General features: G+C 65.4%; 13 protein-coding genes. 7 read left to right on the top strand and 6 right to left on the bottom strand.

The features are described from left to right. The first annotated feature begins 106 nt into the window (after positions 1-106). The 5 genes from ACOJB8_RS24785 to ubiA all read left to right on the top strand — a co-directional run bounded on the left by ACOJB8_RS24785 (position 107) and on the right by ubiA (position 4,838). A complete protein-coding gene (locus ACOJB8_RS24785; RefSeq protein ID WP_069268466.1) occupies positions 107-1,066 on the top strand; it encodes a hydrogen peroxide-inducible genes activator in 960 nt (319 codons plus the stop codon). 386 nt (positions 1,067-1,452) lie between these two features. Next, a complete protein-coding gene (locus ACOJB8_RS24780; protein ID WP_368683749.1) occupies positions 1,453-2,892 on the top strand; it encodes a catalase in 1,440 nt (479 codons plus the stop codon). An 88-nt stretch (positions 2,893-2,980) separates the two neighbouring features. Beyond that, complete coding sequence (locus ACOJB8_RS24775) at positions 2,981-3,157, top strand: hypothetical protein (RefSeq protein ID WP_368606757.1); 177 nt, start codon at positions 2,981-2,983, stop codon at positions 3,155-3,157. Positions 3,158-3,327: 170 nt separating this feature from the next. Continuing rightward, the gene (locus ACOJB8_RS24770; protein ID WP_042262475.1) at positions 3,328-3,816 is read left to right on the top strand and encodes a Dps family protein; all 489 of its coding nucleotides are present in this window, start codon (positions 3,328-3,330) and stop codon (positions 3,814-3,816) included. A gap of 158 nt (positions 3,817-3,974) precedes the next feature. Continuing rightward, a complete protein-coding gene (gene ubiA / locus ACOJB8_RS24765) occupies positions 3,975-4,838 on the top strand; it encodes a 4-hydroxybenzoate octaprenyltransferase (protein ID WP_475014816.1) in 864 nt (287 codons plus the stop codon). A 72-nt stretch (positions 4,839-4,910) separates the two neighbouring features. Here ubiA and proC read toward each other — a convergent pair whose 3' ends face one another. The 6 genes from proC to ACOJB8_RS24735 form a co-directional block, all read right to left on the bottom strand. Then, positions 4,911-5,726 (bottom strand): pyrroline-5-carboxylate reductase, encoded by an 816-nt coding sequence (gene proC, locus ACOJB8_RS24760; RefSeq protein ID WP_475014815.1) that lies wholly within the window; start codon positions 5,724-5,726, stop codon positions 4,911-4,913. 22 nt (positions 5,727-5,748) lie between these two features. After that, positions 5,749-6,447 (bottom strand): YggS family pyridoxal phosphate-dependent enzyme, encoded by a 699-nt coding sequence (locus ACOJB8_RS24755; protein WP_475014813.1) that lies wholly within the window; start codon positions 6,445-6,447, stop codon positions 5,749-5,751. Between the two features lie 177 nt (positions 6,448-6,624). Then, positions 6,625-7,854: a glycolate oxidase subunit GlcF gene (glcF, locus tag ACOJB8_RS24750; protein ID WP_069267817.1), complete on the bottom strand. Its 1,230-nt coding sequence runs from the start codon at positions 7,852-7,854 to the stop codon at positions 6,625-6,627. A gap of 18 nt (positions 7,855-7,872) precedes the next feature. Then, the gene (glcE, locus tag ACOJB8_RS24745; protein WP_069267816.1) at positions 7,873-8,961 is read right to left on the bottom strand and encodes a glycolate oxidase subunit GlcE; all 1,089 of its coding nucleotides are present in this window, start codon (positions 8,959-8,961) and stop codon (positions 7,873-7,875) included. Between the two features lie 141 nt (positions 8,962-9,102). Then, positions 9,103-10,608, bottom strand: coding sequence for an FAD-linked oxidase C-terminal domain-containing protein (locus ACOJB8_RS24740; protein ID WP_069267815.1), 1,506 nt, complete (start codon positions 10,606-10,608; stop codon positions 9,103-9,105). Between the two features lie 48 nt (positions 10,609-10,656). Further along, positions 10,657-12,072: an FAD-binding oxidoreductase gene (locus ACOJB8_RS24735; protein WP_069267814.1), complete on the bottom strand. Its 1,416-nt coding sequence runs from the start codon at positions 12,070-12,072 to the stop codon at positions 10,657-10,659. Positions 12,073-12,266: 194 nt separating this feature from the next. Here ACOJB8_RS24735 and ACOJB8_RS24730 point away from each other — a divergent pair, with 194 nt between their 5' ends. Together ACOJB8_RS24730 and hmpA are read left to right on the top strand one after the other, a co-directional pair. Next, positions 12,267-12,842 (top strand): cob(I)yrinic acid a,c-diamide adenosyltransferase, encoded by a 576-nt coding sequence (locus ACOJB8_RS24730; RefSeq protein ID WP_475014809.1) that lies wholly within the window; start codon positions 12,267-12,269, stop codon positions 12,840-12,842. 261 nt (positions 12,843-13,103) lie between these two features. Further along, entirely contained in the window at positions 13,104-14,306 is a 1,203-nt protein-coding gene (hmpA, locus tag ACOJB8_RS24725) for an NO-inducible flavohemoprotein (RefSeq protein WP_069267812.1), read from the top strand. Positions 14,307-14,353: the final 47 nt, after the last annotated feature.

Below are 14,353 nucleotides of genomic sequence, written 5' to 3'. Positions count from 1 at the left end.
CTTTTGTCATGATCACGCCCCGCATAGGGGTGTTGATTATTGGCGAATCACCGCCATAGGTGTATAACTACAAACTATTGATTCACCTTTTTTGATTGGTCCCCGAATGACGCTCACTGAATTGAAATACATTGTCGCGGTAGCTCGAGAGCGCCACTTCGGACGGGCCGCGGAAGCCTGCTTCGTGAGCCAGCCGACCCTTTCGGTCGCCATCAAGAAGCTCGAAGACGAACTGAACGTGCAGATCTTCGAGCGCGGCACGAGCGAGGTGAGCGTCACGCCGATCGGTGAGCAGATCGTCACGCAAGCCCAGCGCGTGCTCGAACAGACGCTCGCGATCAAGGAAATCGCCAAGCAGGGCAAGGACCCGCTCGTGGGACCGCTGCGCCTTGGCGTGATCTATACGATCGGGCCCTACCTGCTGCCCACGCTCGTCAAGCAGATGATCAAGCGCGTGCCGCAAATGCCGCTGATGCTGCAGGAGAACTACACGCTCAAGCTCATCGAGCTGCTCAAGCAGGGCGAAATCGACGTGGCGATCATGGCGTTGCCGTTCCCCGAAACCGGCCTCACGCTGCGCCCGCTCTACGACGAACCGTTCGTCGTGGCGCTGCCATCGGGCCACGCGTGGGAACAGCGCCCGAAGATCGACCCGGACGACCTCAAGCAGGAAACCATGCTGCTGCTCGGCAGCGGTCATTGCTTCCGCGACCACGTGCTGGGCGTGTGCCCCGAACTGATGCGCTTCTCGCAGAACGCTGACGGCATCCAGAAGACGTTCGAAGGCTCGTCTCTGGAGACCATACGTCATATGGTCGCGAGCGGCGTGGGCATTACCGTGCTGCCGCGCATGTCGGTGACCGAGGTGAAGCCGCACGCGGGCGGCGTGGATTCCGGGCTGCTGTCCTACGTGCCGTTCGACGAACCCGTGCCGGACCGCCGCGTGGTGCTCGCGTGGCGCAAGAGCTTCACGCGCATGCCGGCGATCGAGGCGATCGTCGACGCCATTCACGCCTGCGAGCTGCCCGGCGTGAAGAAGATCGAGGCGCCTGCCGAGGCTGCCTGACGTATCTCGCGCCGTGCGCTTTCGGGCTGCGCGGCGGTTTTCCTTTCGAGCGAGGCATCCGCCCGCGCCACCATCCCCAGCCTTACGTTCCTTGCGACCCTAATAATCAACGCCTATTTGATAGATTGAATAAATCAAATTACAGATATCGATAGTCGTTGATAGAGTTTCCTCTAACCGATCTCAACCGGAAACCCCTGGAGGAAGCGATGCAAACCACCACTCCGAACACCCCCAGCACCTCGGCACGCACCCATTCTGGCCTTCGCACCGTGTGGTTCTCGCTGCTCGTCGACCGCGCGCTGTCCGCCTGACGGCCTCGCGCCATCCCGAAGCAGATTTCACTGAATTCCAGAACACACACGCAAGCAAGGAAGGAATCCAGCATGACCGACCGTACTCTCACCTCGGCAGCCGGCGCACCCGTCGTCGATAACCAGAACTCGCTCACCGCCGGTCCGCGCGGCCCGGTGATGCTCCAGGACGTGTGGCTGCTCGAAAAGCTCGCGCACTTCGACCGCGAAGTGATTCCCGAGCGCCGCGTGCACGCGAAGGGCTCGGGCGCGTTCGGCACGCTCAAGGTCACGCACGACATCTCGCGCTACACGAAGGCGAAAGTGTTCGGCGAAATCGGCAAGGAAACGCCGCTCTTCATCCGCTTTTCGACCGTGGCGGGCGAGCGCGGCGCGGCGGACGCCGAGCGCGATGTGCGCGGCTTCTCGATCAAGTTCTACACGGAAGAGGGCAACTGGGACATCGTCGGCAACAACACGCCGGTGTTCTTCATTCGCGATCCGCTCAAGTTCCCGGACTTTATCCACACGCAAAAGCGCGATCCGCGCACCAACATGCGCAACAACGTGGCCGCGTGGGACTTCTGGTCGCGTCATCCCGAGTCGCTGCATCAGGTGACGATCCTCATGAGCGATCGCGGCATTCCGAAGAACTATCGCCAGCAGCACGGTTTCGGCTCGCACACGTTCTCGTTCATCAACGCGAACAACGAGCGCTTCTATGTGAAGTTCCACTTCAAGTCGGCGCAGGGCGTGGAGAACTACAGCGATGCCGAAGCCGCGCAGGTGATTGCTCAGGACCGCGAATCGGCGCAGCGCGATCTTTTCAACGAAATCGAAAAGGGCAATTTCCCGAAGTGGCATTTCCGCATTCAGGTGATGCCCGAGGCCGATGCCGCGAAGGTGCCGTACAACCCGTTCGACATCACGAAGATCTGGCCGCACAAGGACTATCCGCTGATCGACGTCGGCACGATCGAGCTGAACCGCAATCCGGAGAATTATTTCGCCGATGTCGAGCAGGCCGCTTTCACGCCGGCGAACGTGGTGCCGGGCATCGGCTTCTCGCCGGATCGCTTGCTGCAGGGGCGTTTGTTCTCGTATGGCGACACGCAGCGCTATCGCCTCGGTGTGAACCATCACCAGATTCCGGTGAATGCGCCGCGCTGCCCGTTCCACTCGTTCCATCGCGACGGCGCGATGCGCACCGACGGCAACCTGGGCGGCAACGTGAACTATGAACCGAGTCGTTTCGGCGACTTCGCGCAGCGTCCGCAGGCGGGCGAGCCGCCGCTCGCGGCCGGTGCGGTCGATCACTACGATCACCGCGAAGACGATGACTACTACAGCCAGCCGGGCGCGTTGTTCCGGCTGTTCGATGCGGGCCAGCGCGAGCGGCTTTTCGCGAACATCGCCCGGCATATCAACGGTGTGCCGGCTCAGATCGTGGAGCGTCAGATCGAACACTTCCGCCGCGCCGATCCTGCGTATGCGCAAGGCGTGATCGACGCGATCGCGAAGCTGGCGAAGTAAGGACGCAGGCGCGGTTTGTTGTCACGACGTCAAGACAGCGAGCCGCGCCTGAAGCAGGAATTCGAGGAACGACCACAGGAGCATGATCATGACCCGAACGATGACGATGACCCTCAAGACGATGGGACCGGGAAATGCGGCCGCGATGGCGCGCACGCGTGCGCAAGGCACGCAGATCGTGCGCCGGATGGTGGGCTTTGCGATCGTGGCGAGCGGCTTCGTGGCGATCGCCACGCAAGCCTTCGCGCACCTGGCAGGGCATTGAACGAGCCGGGCGCGTTGCTGCACAGTAGGGCCGGATGAGCCGGGTTTCTGATATTTCCAGGCTACACTGACGACCGATCGAGCGCTCGCGCGCCAGTTTTTTTTAAGGCGCAGGCGGGCACAACAGGATCGTCAAGCACGCGTAGTCTCACTGCTACACAAGGAGTCGTCATGGCCAAAAAAGCAACCGTACAGCACGTGAATATCGGCATCAGCGACAAGGATCGCAAGAAGATCGCGGAGGGTCTCTCGCGCCTGCTCGCGGACACCTACACGCTGTATCTGAAGACGCACAACTTTCACTGGAACGTCACGGGGCCAATGTTCAACACGCTCCACCTGATGTTCGAAGGGCAGTACAACGAACTCGCGCTGGCTGTCGACGCCATCGCCGAGCGTATTCGTGCGCTGGGCGTGCATGCGCCGGGCAGCTACAAGGAATTCGCGAAGCTCTCGTCGATTCCCGAAGCGGACGGGGTGCCGGCCGCGGAAGACATGATCCGCCAGCTGGTGGAGGGCCAGGAAGCCGTGGTGCGCACCGCGCGCGCGATCTTCCCGTCGACGGAAGCGGCCAACGACGAACCGACCGCCGACCTGCTCACGCAACGCATGCAGACGCACGAAAAGACCGCGTGGATGCTGCGCTCGCTGCTGGCCTGATGCCGATGCGGCGCCCGGGCGCTGCGCCTGAAGCGCGATTAGCACGATGAAAGGCCCGCCGGATGTCCGGCGGGCCTTTGTTTTTGCGCGGGCGCGGCTCGCGGCGACGGCGCGCCGCCCTGGCCTACAATAGCGGCATCGCTTTTCCCGCCCCGATCATGTTCGCCCGACTCCCGCTCTATTTGCGGCTCGTCCGCATGGACAAGCCGATCGGCAGCCTGCTGCTGCTGTGGCCGACGCTCAACGCGCTGTGGATCGCCTCGGACGGCCATCCGCCCCTCTCGCTGCTGATCATCTTCACGGTCGGCACCGTGCTGATGCGCTCGGCGGGCTGCGCGATCAACGACTACGCCGACCGCGATTTCGACCGCCACGTCAAACGGACGGCCGAACGCCCCATCACGTCGGGCCGCATTCGCGCCTGGGAAGCGGTGGCGATTGCCGCGGGCCTCGCGCTCGTGTCGTTCCTGTTGATCCTGCCGCTCAATGCGCTGACGAAGCAGCTTTCGGTCGTGGCGCTGTTCGTAGCGGCGTCGTATCCGTTCACCAAGCGCTATTTCGCGATTCCGCAGGCGTATCTGGGCATCGCGTTCGGCTTCGGCATTCCCATGGCATTTGCCGCCGTGCAGGACCACGTGCCGGCGCTCGCGTGGATCATGCTGGCCGCGAACGTGTTCTGGTCCGTGGCCTACGACACCGAATACGCGATGGTCGATCGCGACGACGACATCAAGATCGGCATTCGCACCTCGGCGCTCACTTTCGGCCGTTTCGACGTGCTCGCGATCATGCTCTGCTATGCGGCCACGCTCGGCATTTACGTGTGGGTGGGCGTGACGCTGGGCTTCGGCTGGCTCTACTGGCTCGGCTGGGCGGCCGCCGTGGGCTGCGCCATTTATCACTACACCCTCATCAAGAACCGCGAACGCATGCCGTGCTTCGCCGCGTTCCGCCACAACAACTGGCTGGGCGGCGTGCTGTTCGTCGGGATTGCTGCCCACTACGCCGTCGCGGGACTCTGAGGCGAGATCGATGAAAAAAAGCGCCGGGTGCATGACGCACCCGGCGCTTTTTCTATCTGGACTGCGGTGCGCTTACTGCTTGCCGAATTCCTCGCCCATTTCCTTCGCGCGTGCATCGGCCGCTAGCGCGCCCTTGACGATGGCGGCCTTCACGCCCGAAGCGTCGAACGATGCCAGCGCGGCGGCGGTCGTGCCGCCCTTGGAAGTCACGCGCTCGCGCAGCACGGCGGGCGGCTCGTCCGATTGCAGCGCGAGTTGCGCCGCACCCGCGAACGTGGCGATGGCGAGCGCGCGGCCTTGCTGCTCGTCCATGCCGAGTTGGCGCGCCGCTTCTTCGAGCGCTTCGATGAAGTAGAACACATAGGCCGGCCCGCTGCCCGAAATGCCCGTGACCGCGTCGATCTTCGCTTCGTCGTCGAACCAGACCGTTTGGCCGACTGCGCCGAGCACATCCGAAGCGAGCTGGCGGCCCGCTGCGTCCACGCCGCTGCTCGCGACGAGACCGGTTGCGCCCATGCCGATCAGCGCGGGCGTGTTCGGCATCGTGCGCACGACGCGCGCGTGGCCGTTCAGCCAACGCGAGAGATCGTCGATGCGAATGCCGGCCATGATGCTGATGACGACCTGATGCGCACCAAGGTACGGTGCGACGCCTTCGGCCACGGCCTTGGCGATTTGCGGCTTCACGGCGATCAGAACGGCGTCGTACGACGCGAGCGCGGCGTCCGCGGCGGCGCCGGTGCGCACGCCGAACTGCTCGGCGCTGCGCTTGCGGGCGTCCTCGTTCGGATCGATCGCGTAGAGGTTGTCGGCGGGAACGCCCTTGCGGATCAGACCGCCGATGAGTGCGGCGGCCATGTTGCCGCCCCCGATGAAGGCAATTTTCATGGTGATGGAATCGTTCAGTGAATCAGTGAGAGTAGTCGCGCGCGCCGAAAATCGCGGTGCCGACGCGCACGATCGTCGCGCCTTCGAGCACCGCGGCTTCGAGGTCGGCCGACATGCCCATGGAGAGCGTGTCGAGCGCGAGGCCATCTGCGCGTAGCGCTTCGAACAGCTCGCGTAGCTGGCGGTGCGGCGCGCGTTGCCCCTCGAGTGAGGTTTCCGGCTCGGGAATCGACATGAGCCCGCGCAGGCGCAGGTTGGGCAGGGCGGCGATCTGGCGCGCGACCTGCCGCGCTTCTTGCGGAGTGACGCCGCTCTTGCTGGCTTCGCCGCTCACGTTGACCTGCAGGCAGACGTTGAGCGGCGCCATGCCGGCGGGACGTTGCGCCGACAGGCGTTCGGCAATCTTCAGACGATCGACCGAATGGACCCAGTCGAATCGCTCGGCTACAGGGCGTGTCTTGTTCGATTGGAGCGGCCCGATGAAATGCCATTCCATGCTCGCGCGCAAGTCGGCGAGCGCCTCGATCTTGTCCACGGATTCCTGCACGTAGTTTTCGCCGAACGCGCGCTGGCCGACAGCGTGAGCGGCGCGCACGTCTTGCGCAGGAAACGTTTTCGAAACCGCGAGCAGCTCGACGCTTTGCGGGTCACGGCTGGCGTTGCGGGCGGCGGCGGCGATGCGCTCGCGGACAGCTTCGAGATTGTGGGAGAGATCGGTCATCGGGCTGAACGCCGGCGCGTGAAATGGCGCGCGCCGCTGTTTGGATCCAAAACGAACAGAACGAGGGCCATTATACGGACTGCGCACGGCGCGAAACACTGGCCGGAAAGGCTATACCGAATGGCCGACTGTTGGCGCGCCGCGCGTCTCGTTACGCTGGTTCTGTTCCCGATGGAGTCAATTCGTCACCAGCATATGTTCGACCAGCTCAATCCAGTGCGTGACCGGAATTGCCGTGCCGCTTTGCAGGTGCGTAATGCAGCCTATGTTAGCGGAGACGATCAATTGCGGCTCCAGCGCCTGCAGCCGGTCCACTTTCTGGTTGCGCAGCGTGTAGGAAAGGCGCGGCTGCATGATCGAATAGGTGCCCGCGGAGCCGCAGCAAAGATGGCTGTCGGCCGGCAACCGCACATCGAGCCCGAGCGCGGTGAGCAGCCGTTCCACGCCGCCGCGCAACTGCTGGCCATGCTGCAGTGTGCAGGGCGGATGCCACGCTACCGTCTTGATGCTACGGCGCCTCGTGTTGGCCACGAGCTGTTCCTCGAATGCGGGCAGCAATTCCGAGAGATCGCGGGTGAGTTCGACCACGCGGCGCGCCTTCTCCACATAGGCCGGATCGTCGCGCAGCAGGTGCGCGTATTCCTTCACCGTCGCACCGCAGCCCGAGGCGTTCATCACGATCGCTTCCGCGCCTTGCTCGATGTACGGCCACCAGGCGTCGATGTTCGCGCGCACGTCGTCGAGCGCGTCATCGGCGTAGCCCATATGCAGGCGGATCGCGCCGCAGCAGCCCGATTGCGGCGCGACGATGGTTTCGATGCCGAGCGCGTCCAGCACGCGCGCGGTCGCGATGTTGATGTTGGGCATCATCGAGGGCTGCACGCAGCCTTGCAGCATGAGCATCTTGCGCGCGTGCTTCGCCGTGGGCCAGGCGAGCGAGCGCTGGCGCACAGGCACCTTGTCGCGCAGGCGCTTGGGCAGAAGCGGCCGCACCTGCTGGCCGAGGCGCATCGCCGGCGTGAAGAGGGCGCGGCGCGGCAGCACGCCCGCGAGCAGGCGGCGCATGATGCGCTGGCGCAGCGGCCGCTTCACCATCTGTTCGGCATGCTTGCGGCCTACTTCCACGAGGCGTCCGTACTGCACGCCGGAAGGGCAGGTGGTCTCGCAACTGCGGCATGTGAGGCAGCGGTCGAGGTGCGTGAGCGTGCTCTTCGTGACCGGCGCGCCTTCCACCATCTGCTTCATGAGATAGATGCGCCCGCGCGGGCCGTCCAGCTCGTCGCCGAGCAACTGATAGGTCGGGCAGGTCGCGGTGCAGAAGCCGCAATGCACGCACTTGCGCAGGATCGCGTCGGCTTCGTCGCCGTCGGGGGTGTTGCGTATGAAGTCCGCGAGGTTCGTCTGCATCGCCGCGTGTGGGTGTCGTCAGAAGTCGGAATACAGCCGGCCGCGATTGAAGATGCGGGCCGGGTCGAAGGCGGCCTTCAGGCCGCGATGGATCCTCATGAGCGGCGCGGGCAAAGGCGTGAAGACGCCCGCGCTGCGATCGTAGTCGCGTCCCGTGCGGAACATCGTGGCGTGACCGCCGGCTTGCTTCGCGCTGATACGCACGGTTTGTGCGTCGGTTTCCGTGATCCACCAGCGCTGCGCGCCGCCCCATTCCATGAGTTGCGCGCCGGGCAATTGCAGGGGCTCCGCGATCGAGGGCAGCGCGAGGCGCCAGAGCGCCGCGTTGGGCGCAATCGACGCAAAGAACGGATCGGTCTGCTCGCGCAGGCCCGCCCAGAAGCGTTCGGCCTCCACGGCGTCCACTACTTCGCCGCCCAGGCTCGCGCGGGCCGTCTTCACCGCGGCTTCCGCGCCCGCGAGGCGTACCGCGAGCGTGCCGTTGCGCCAGGCGCTCGCCGTCATCGGCAGCGGGCGGCCGCCCCATTCGTTGAGCTTGCGCACGGCGTCCGTGCCGTTCATGTCGAACTTGAGCGTGGTTTCCGCTTGCGGCGTCGGCAGCACCTTCACCGAAAGCTCCAGCAGCAGCCCGAGCGTGCCGAGCGAGCCCGCCATGAGCCGCGAAACGTCGTAGCCCGCCACGTTCTTCACGACCTGGCCGCCGAAATGCAGCACCTCGCCGTGGCCGTTCATGAGCACCGCGCCCAGTACGAAGTCGCGCGGTGCGCCCGCGCTCGCCCGCCGCGGCCCGGCAATGCCTGCGGCAATGCAGCCGCCCAGGGTGGCCTGCGCGCCAAAGTGCGGCGGCTCGAACGCGAGCATCTGGCTGTGGGCCGCAAGCGCCGTTTCAATGTCCGCAAGCGGTGTGCCGGCGCGCGCCGTGATCACCAGTTCTGCCGGGTCGTACGCGATGATGCCGCGGTGTGCGCGCGTGTCGAGAATCTCGCCTTCGAGCGACTGGCCGTACCAGTCCTTCGTGCCCCCGCCGCGAATGCGCAGCGCCCGGCCATCGGCGCTCGCCGCCCGGATGCGTTCGGACCAGTCCGAGACGATGTCGTCCTCTTCCATGTCGTGATGGTCGCGCTCGTTCGTTATATGGTTCGTTCGATTGTACTGAGCGAACCCCGCCTGACAACCCGGAGCGGACCCTCATTCGGGTCACGCGATATGCATAGACTGCGCGGTGCCGGGTGCGTGTTTGCGCGTCCGTCAGAAGCGCGGCAACTCGGGGTGTGGCAGCAGATTCCCGCGCACATGCATGCGTCCGTACTCGGCGCAGCGCGCCCGGGTGGGGATCCCCTTGTCGGGGTTGAGCAGCCTGGCCGGGTCGAACGCATGTTTCACCGCATGAAACGCGTCGCGCTCCTGCGGCGAGAATTGCACGCACATCGAATTGATCTTCTCGATGCCCACCCCGTGCTCGCCCGTCACGGTGCCACCCAGTTCGACGCAGGTCTCGAGAATGTCCGAGCCGAAAGCCTCTGCGCGGTGCCATTCGTCGAGGTCGTTGCCGTTGAAGAGAATGAGCGGGTGCATGTTGCCGTCGCCGGCATGGAACACGTTGATGCAGCGCAGTCCATACTGCTTTTCCATCTCGTGGATGCGCGCGAGCAGCGGCCCGATCGCGCGGCGCGGCACGGTGCCGTCCATGCAGTAGTAGTCGGGCGAGATGCGGCCCGCGGCCGGAAACGCATTCTTGCGGCCCGACCAGAAGCGCAGGCGTTCTTCCTCGGTGCGCGAGATCTGGATGCGCGTGGCGCCATGCTCGCGCAGCACCGTGGTCGTGCGCGCGATCTCGTCGGCGACTTCCTCGGGCGTGCCGTCGGCTTCGCACAGCAGGATGGCGGCGGCGTCGAGGTCGTAGCCCGCGTTCACGAACTCCTCCACCGCGCGCGTGGCCGGCTTGTCCATCATTTCCAGGCCCGCCGGAATGATGCCGGAGGCGATGATGCCCGCGACGGCGTCGCCGCCTTTCACGACGTCGTCGAAGCTCGCCATGATGACCTGCGCGGTTTGCGGGCGCGGAATCAGTTTGACGGTCACCTCGGTCACGATCGCGAACATGCCTTCGCTGCCGATCATCACCGCGAGCAGGTCGAGGCCCGGCGCATCGGGCGCGAGCGAGCCGAATTCGACGATCTCGCCGTCCATCGTGACGGCGCGCACCCGCAGCACGTTGTGCACCGTGAGGCCGTACTTCAGGCAATGGACGCCGCCGGAATTCTCCGAAACGTTGCCGCCTATCGTGCAAGCGATCTGCGACGAAGGGTCTGGCGCGTAGTAAAGGCCGAAGGGCGCCGCCGCTTCGGAAACGGCCAGATTGCGCACGCCGGGTTGCACGGTGGCCGTGCGCGCATAGGAATCGACTTCGAGAATGCGCTTGAAGCGCGCGAGCGAAAGCACGATGCCATGCCGGATCGGCATGGCGCCGCCCGAGAGGCCGGTGCCCGCGCCGCGCGGCACGACCGGCACGTCGAGGCGCCGGCAGATCTGCACGATGCGTTGCACCTGCGACTCGGTCTCCGGCAGCGCCACGGCGAGCGGCAGCCGCCGGTAGGCGGCGAGGCCGTCGCACTCGTAGGCGACGGTGTCCTCCTCGCGATGCAGCAGGCAATGCGCCGGCAGCACGGCCATCAACGCCTGGACTACCTCGCGCTGGCGTTGCGCGAGCGCTTCCGGGCTCAGCTCGGGCAAGTTCGCCTCGGGTGCGTTCATGTCTCCTCCCGTCTGTTGCGCATGTGTGCGCTTCTCAGCGCTTGTCGGTTACACCGCCCAGCTGAAGATCTTGCCCGGATTCATCAGGTTGTGCGGATCGAGTGCGTGTTTGATCGCGCGCATCGTGTCGATGGTGTCCGCGCCGTGCTCTTCCACGAGGAAATCCATCTTGTGCAGGCCCACGCCGTGTTCGCCCGTGCAGGTGCCGTCCATCGCGATCGCACGCTGCACGATGCGGTGATTCAGGCGTTCGGCCTCCTCGATTTCCTCGGGCTTGTTCGGGTCGATCAGGATCGCCACGTGGAAATTGCCGTCGCCCACATGGCCGACGATCGGGCAGGGCAGCGGCGAGGCTTTGAGGTCGGTTTCCGTCTCGATCACGCATTCGGCGAGGCGCGAGATCGGCACGCATACGTCGGTCGTCACGGCGCGGCAGCCGGGCTTGAGCTGCAACATCGCGAAGTAGGCGTTGTGGCGCGCGTTCCACAGGCGGCTGCGGTCCTCGGGGCGCGTGGCCCATTCGAAGCCTTCGCCACCGTGCTGCGCGGCAAGCTCTTGCACGAGCTGCGCCTGTTCCGCGACGCCCGCCTCGGTGCCGTGAAATTCGAAGAAGAGCGTGTGCTTCTCGCGCAGCGTGAGGTTCGAATGCTTGTTGATCGCGCGCACCGCGAGCGAGTCGATGAATTCCACGCGCGCGATCGGCACGCCGATCTGGATCGTCTCGATCACCGTGCGCACGGCCTCCGCCATCGAAGGGAACGCGCACACCGCCGCCGAGACTGCCTCGGGCTGCGGGTAGAGTCGCACCGTGATTTCGGTGATCACGCCGAGCGTGCCTTCCGAGCCGACGAAAAGGCGTGTGAGGTCGTAGCCCGCCGACGACTTGCGTGCGCGCGTGCCGGTTTTGACCACGCGGCCGTCGGCGAGCACGGCGGTCAGGCCGAGCACGTTCTCGCGCATCGTGCCGTAGCGCACGGCGTTGGTGCCCGAGGCGCGCGTGGCCGTCATGCCGCCGATGCTCGCATCGGCGCCCGGGTCGATCGGGAAGAACAGACCCGTGTCGCGCAGCGCTTCGTTGAGTTGCTTGCGCGAGATCCCGGGCTCGACGGTCACGGTGAGATCTTCGGCGTTGATCGAGAGCACGCGGTTCATCTGCGAGAGGTCGATCGACACGCCGCCCTGCACGGCCAGCAAGTGACCCTCGAGCGACGAGCCGTTGCCATAGGGAATGATCGGCACGCCGTGACGGGCGCACAGCTTGACGATGGTCTGGATATCTTCGGTGCTCTGCGCGAACACCACGGCGTCGGGCAGTTGCGGATCGAAGGGCGATTCGTCGCGGCCGTGATGGGCGCGTACGGCTTCGGAGGTGGAGACGCGTTCGCCGAACGCGCTGCGCAGCTGATCGAGGAGTTCGGCGGGGAACGGGCGGCGTGCGAGGGCCGGCGGCGCGGGGTGATTCACGCGGGTGTCTCCTTCGTATGGGTATGACTTCTGGCTCGGACCATTTTACGCTGAACGTCCGCGCCGCAAAGCCGCGCTCCTTATGCTGCAGTGCACGAAACCTATAATAGGGCCGGCAGGCGTGGACGCCGTACCCGGCGCCGGGTGCGCGTGATGCGCGACCTGCGCGAATTTACAGCTTCGGAGAGCACGAGATGGGCAATCGCCTGAGCAAGATTGCAACGCGCACCGGCGACGACGGTTCGACCGGCCTCGGCGACGGCAGCCGCGTACGCAAGGACGACGCGCGCATCGCCGCGATCGGCGACGTCGATGAGCTGAACTCGCAGATCGGCGTGTTGCTGTGCGAAACGCTCCCCGATGATGTGCGCGGGGCGCTCGTCGCAATCCAGCACGACCTGTTCGATCTCGGCGGGGAGCTGTGCATGCCGGGCCACACGCTCGTGACCGACGAACACCTCGCGCGGCTCGATGGCTGGCTCGAGCACTACAACGCCACGCTGCCGCCGCTCAAGGAATTCATCCTCCCCGGCGGCTCGCGGGCGGCGGCGCTCGCGCACGTGTGCCGCACCGTGTGCCGGCGCGCCGAGCGCGCGGTTGTCGCAATGGGCGCGTCGGCGAACTCGGGTCCGCTGCTCGCCGATACGCCTCGCCGCTACGTCAACCGGCTCTCCGACCTGCTCTTCGTGCTCGCGCGCGTGCTCAACCGGGCCGCGGGCGGCAGCGACGTGCTCTGGCGGCACGACCGGGGCGCGGGCAAGCGCGAGTAAGGCATAAAAGGGCGCGAGCGCGCGGCGCCGTCCGGCCGACGTGCGCTCCGAGGTGGCGTCTAGCGTCCAACCGCACCGCCATCGTCCGAAAAAGACTGTTTCCCGCACCGCAAAAACTCCGCCGAAGCGGGCTCCACGGCCATGCGCCGCGCGTCCCGGGCGACCGCAGTCGGGAAATTGCTGGGTGCGACAAAATGCCTGGGTCGGGCTGTGGCATTAAAGATGTATTGTGTATGCATCTTTACCACGGAGAAGCCGTAAATGACTGCGCTCACCGCCGACCAGATGGCCCGCGTGAAGGCCACTGCGCCCGTTTTCGCCGAGCACGGCGCCACGATCACCAAGCATTTCTACAAGCGGATGTTCGCCGCGCACCCCGAGCTCAAGAACATCTTCAACCAGACGCATCAGCAAAGCGGCAGCCAGCCCGAAACGCTCGCCCGCGCCGTGTACGCGTACGCGGCGAACATTGACAATCTGGGCGCGCTCGGCGGCGCGGTCACGCACATCGCGCACAAGCATGCGAGCCTGAACATCCGTCCGGAGCACTATCCGATCGTCGGCCGCCATCTGCTCGGCGCAGTCGTGGACGTGCTCGGCGACGCCGTGGACCAGCCCACACTCGACGCCTGGGCCGTGGCCTACGAGCAGCTCGCGAACATCATGATCGGCACCGAGGCGAAGCTGTACGAAGGGGCTTCGTGGAGCGGCTTCCGTCCGTTCAAGGTGATGCGCAAGCAAGTCGAAAGCGATGAGATCACCTCGTTCTATCTCGCGCCGGCCGACGGTGCATCGGCAGGCGGCTTCGAGCCGGGCCAGTATGTGAGCGTCACGCGCTTCGTCGACAAGCTCGGCGTGGACCAGCCGCGTCAGTACAGCCTCTCGGACGCGCCGCACGGCAAATGGCTGCGCATCTCGGTGAAGCGGGAGGCTGGCCGCGGCGAAGCGCAGCCGGGCCACGTATCGAACCTCATGCATGACGGCGTGGAAGAAGGCGCGGTGGTGCACGTGAGCGCGCCGATGGGTGAGTTCACGCTCGATCGCAAGAAGACGTCGCCGGTCGTGCTGATGAGCGGCGGTGTGGGCATTACGCCGATGAAGTCGATGCTCTCCACGCTGATCGCCGAGCGTAGCGAGCGCAAGGTGACCTTCGTGCACGCATGCCGTAACGCGAAGGTGCACGCATTCCGCGACTTTCTGCGTCACGCGGTCTGCGAGTACCCGAACGTCAAGCGTGCCGTGTTCTACGAAGAAGTCGGTACAAACGACCGCCAGGGCGTTGACTACGACTTCGAAGGGCGCATCGATATCGGCCGCATCGAAGCGGATGCGTTGCTGCCCGACGCCGATTACTACCTGTGCGGCCCCGTGGCATTCATGCGCGAACAGCGCGAGGCGCTGATTGCCCGCGGCGTCGATGCTTCGCGTATCCACACGGAGATCTTCGGCTCCGGCATGCTGTAACGTTGCACACGAGGCGTGCCGAAATTACACGCTGAGTACGCCGAATG

The organism is Paraburkholderia sp. BR10141, from assembly GCF_056155635.1.
This window is presented reverse-complemented; position numbering and strand designations above follow the sequence as displayed.

Excerpts from the sequence above, each read along its gene's own strand:
- ACOJB8_RS24785 (WP_069268466.1), top strand. The coding sequence starts at position 107 with ATGACGCTCACTGAATTGAAATACATTGTCGCGGTAGCTCGAGAGCGC.
- glcF (WP_069267817.1), bottom strand. The coding sequence starts at position 7,854 with ATGCAGACGAACCTCGCGGACTTCATACGCAACACCCCCGACGGCGAC.
- ubiA (WP_475014816.1), top strand. The coding sequence starts at position 3,975 with ATGTTCGCCCGACTCCCGCTCTATTTGCGGCTCGTCCGCATGGACAAG.
- ACOJB8_RS24730 (WP_475014809.1), top strand. The coding sequence starts at position 12,267 with ATGGGCAATCGCCTGAGCAAGATTGCAACGCGCACCGGCGACGACGGT.
- hmpA (WP_069267812.1), top strand. The coding sequence starts at position 13,104 with ATGACTGCGCTCACCGCCGACCAGATGGCCCGCGTGAAGGCCACTGCG.
- ACOJB8_RS24780 (WP_368683749.1), top strand. The coding sequence starts at position 1,453 with ATGACCGACCGTACTCTCACCTCGGCAGCCGGCGCACCCGTCGTCGAT.
- ACOJB8_RS24770 (WP_042262475.1), top strand. The coding sequence starts at position 3,328 with ATGGCCAAAAAAGCAACCGTACAGCACGTGAATATCGGCATCAGCGAC.
- ACOJB8_RS24775 (WP_368606757.1), top strand. The coding sequence starts at position 2,981 with ATGACCCGAACGATGACGATGACCCTCAAGACGATGGGACCGGGAAAT.
- glcE (WP_069267816.1), bottom strand. The coding sequence starts at position 8,961 with ATGGAAGAGGACGACATCGTCTCGGACTGGTCCGAACGCATCCGGGCG.
- ACOJB8_RS24755 (WP_475014813.1), bottom strand. The coding sequence starts at position 6,447 with ATGACCGATCTCTCCCACAATCTCGAAGCTGTCCGCGAGCGCATCGCC.
- proC (WP_475014815.1), bottom strand. The coding sequence starts at position 5,726 with ATGAAAATTGCCTTCATCGGGGGCGGCAACATGGCCGCCGCACTCATC.
- ACOJB8_RS24740 (WP_069267815.1), bottom strand. The coding sequence starts at position 10,608 with ATGAACGCACCCGAGGCGAACTTGCCCGAGCTGAGCCCGGAAGCGCTC.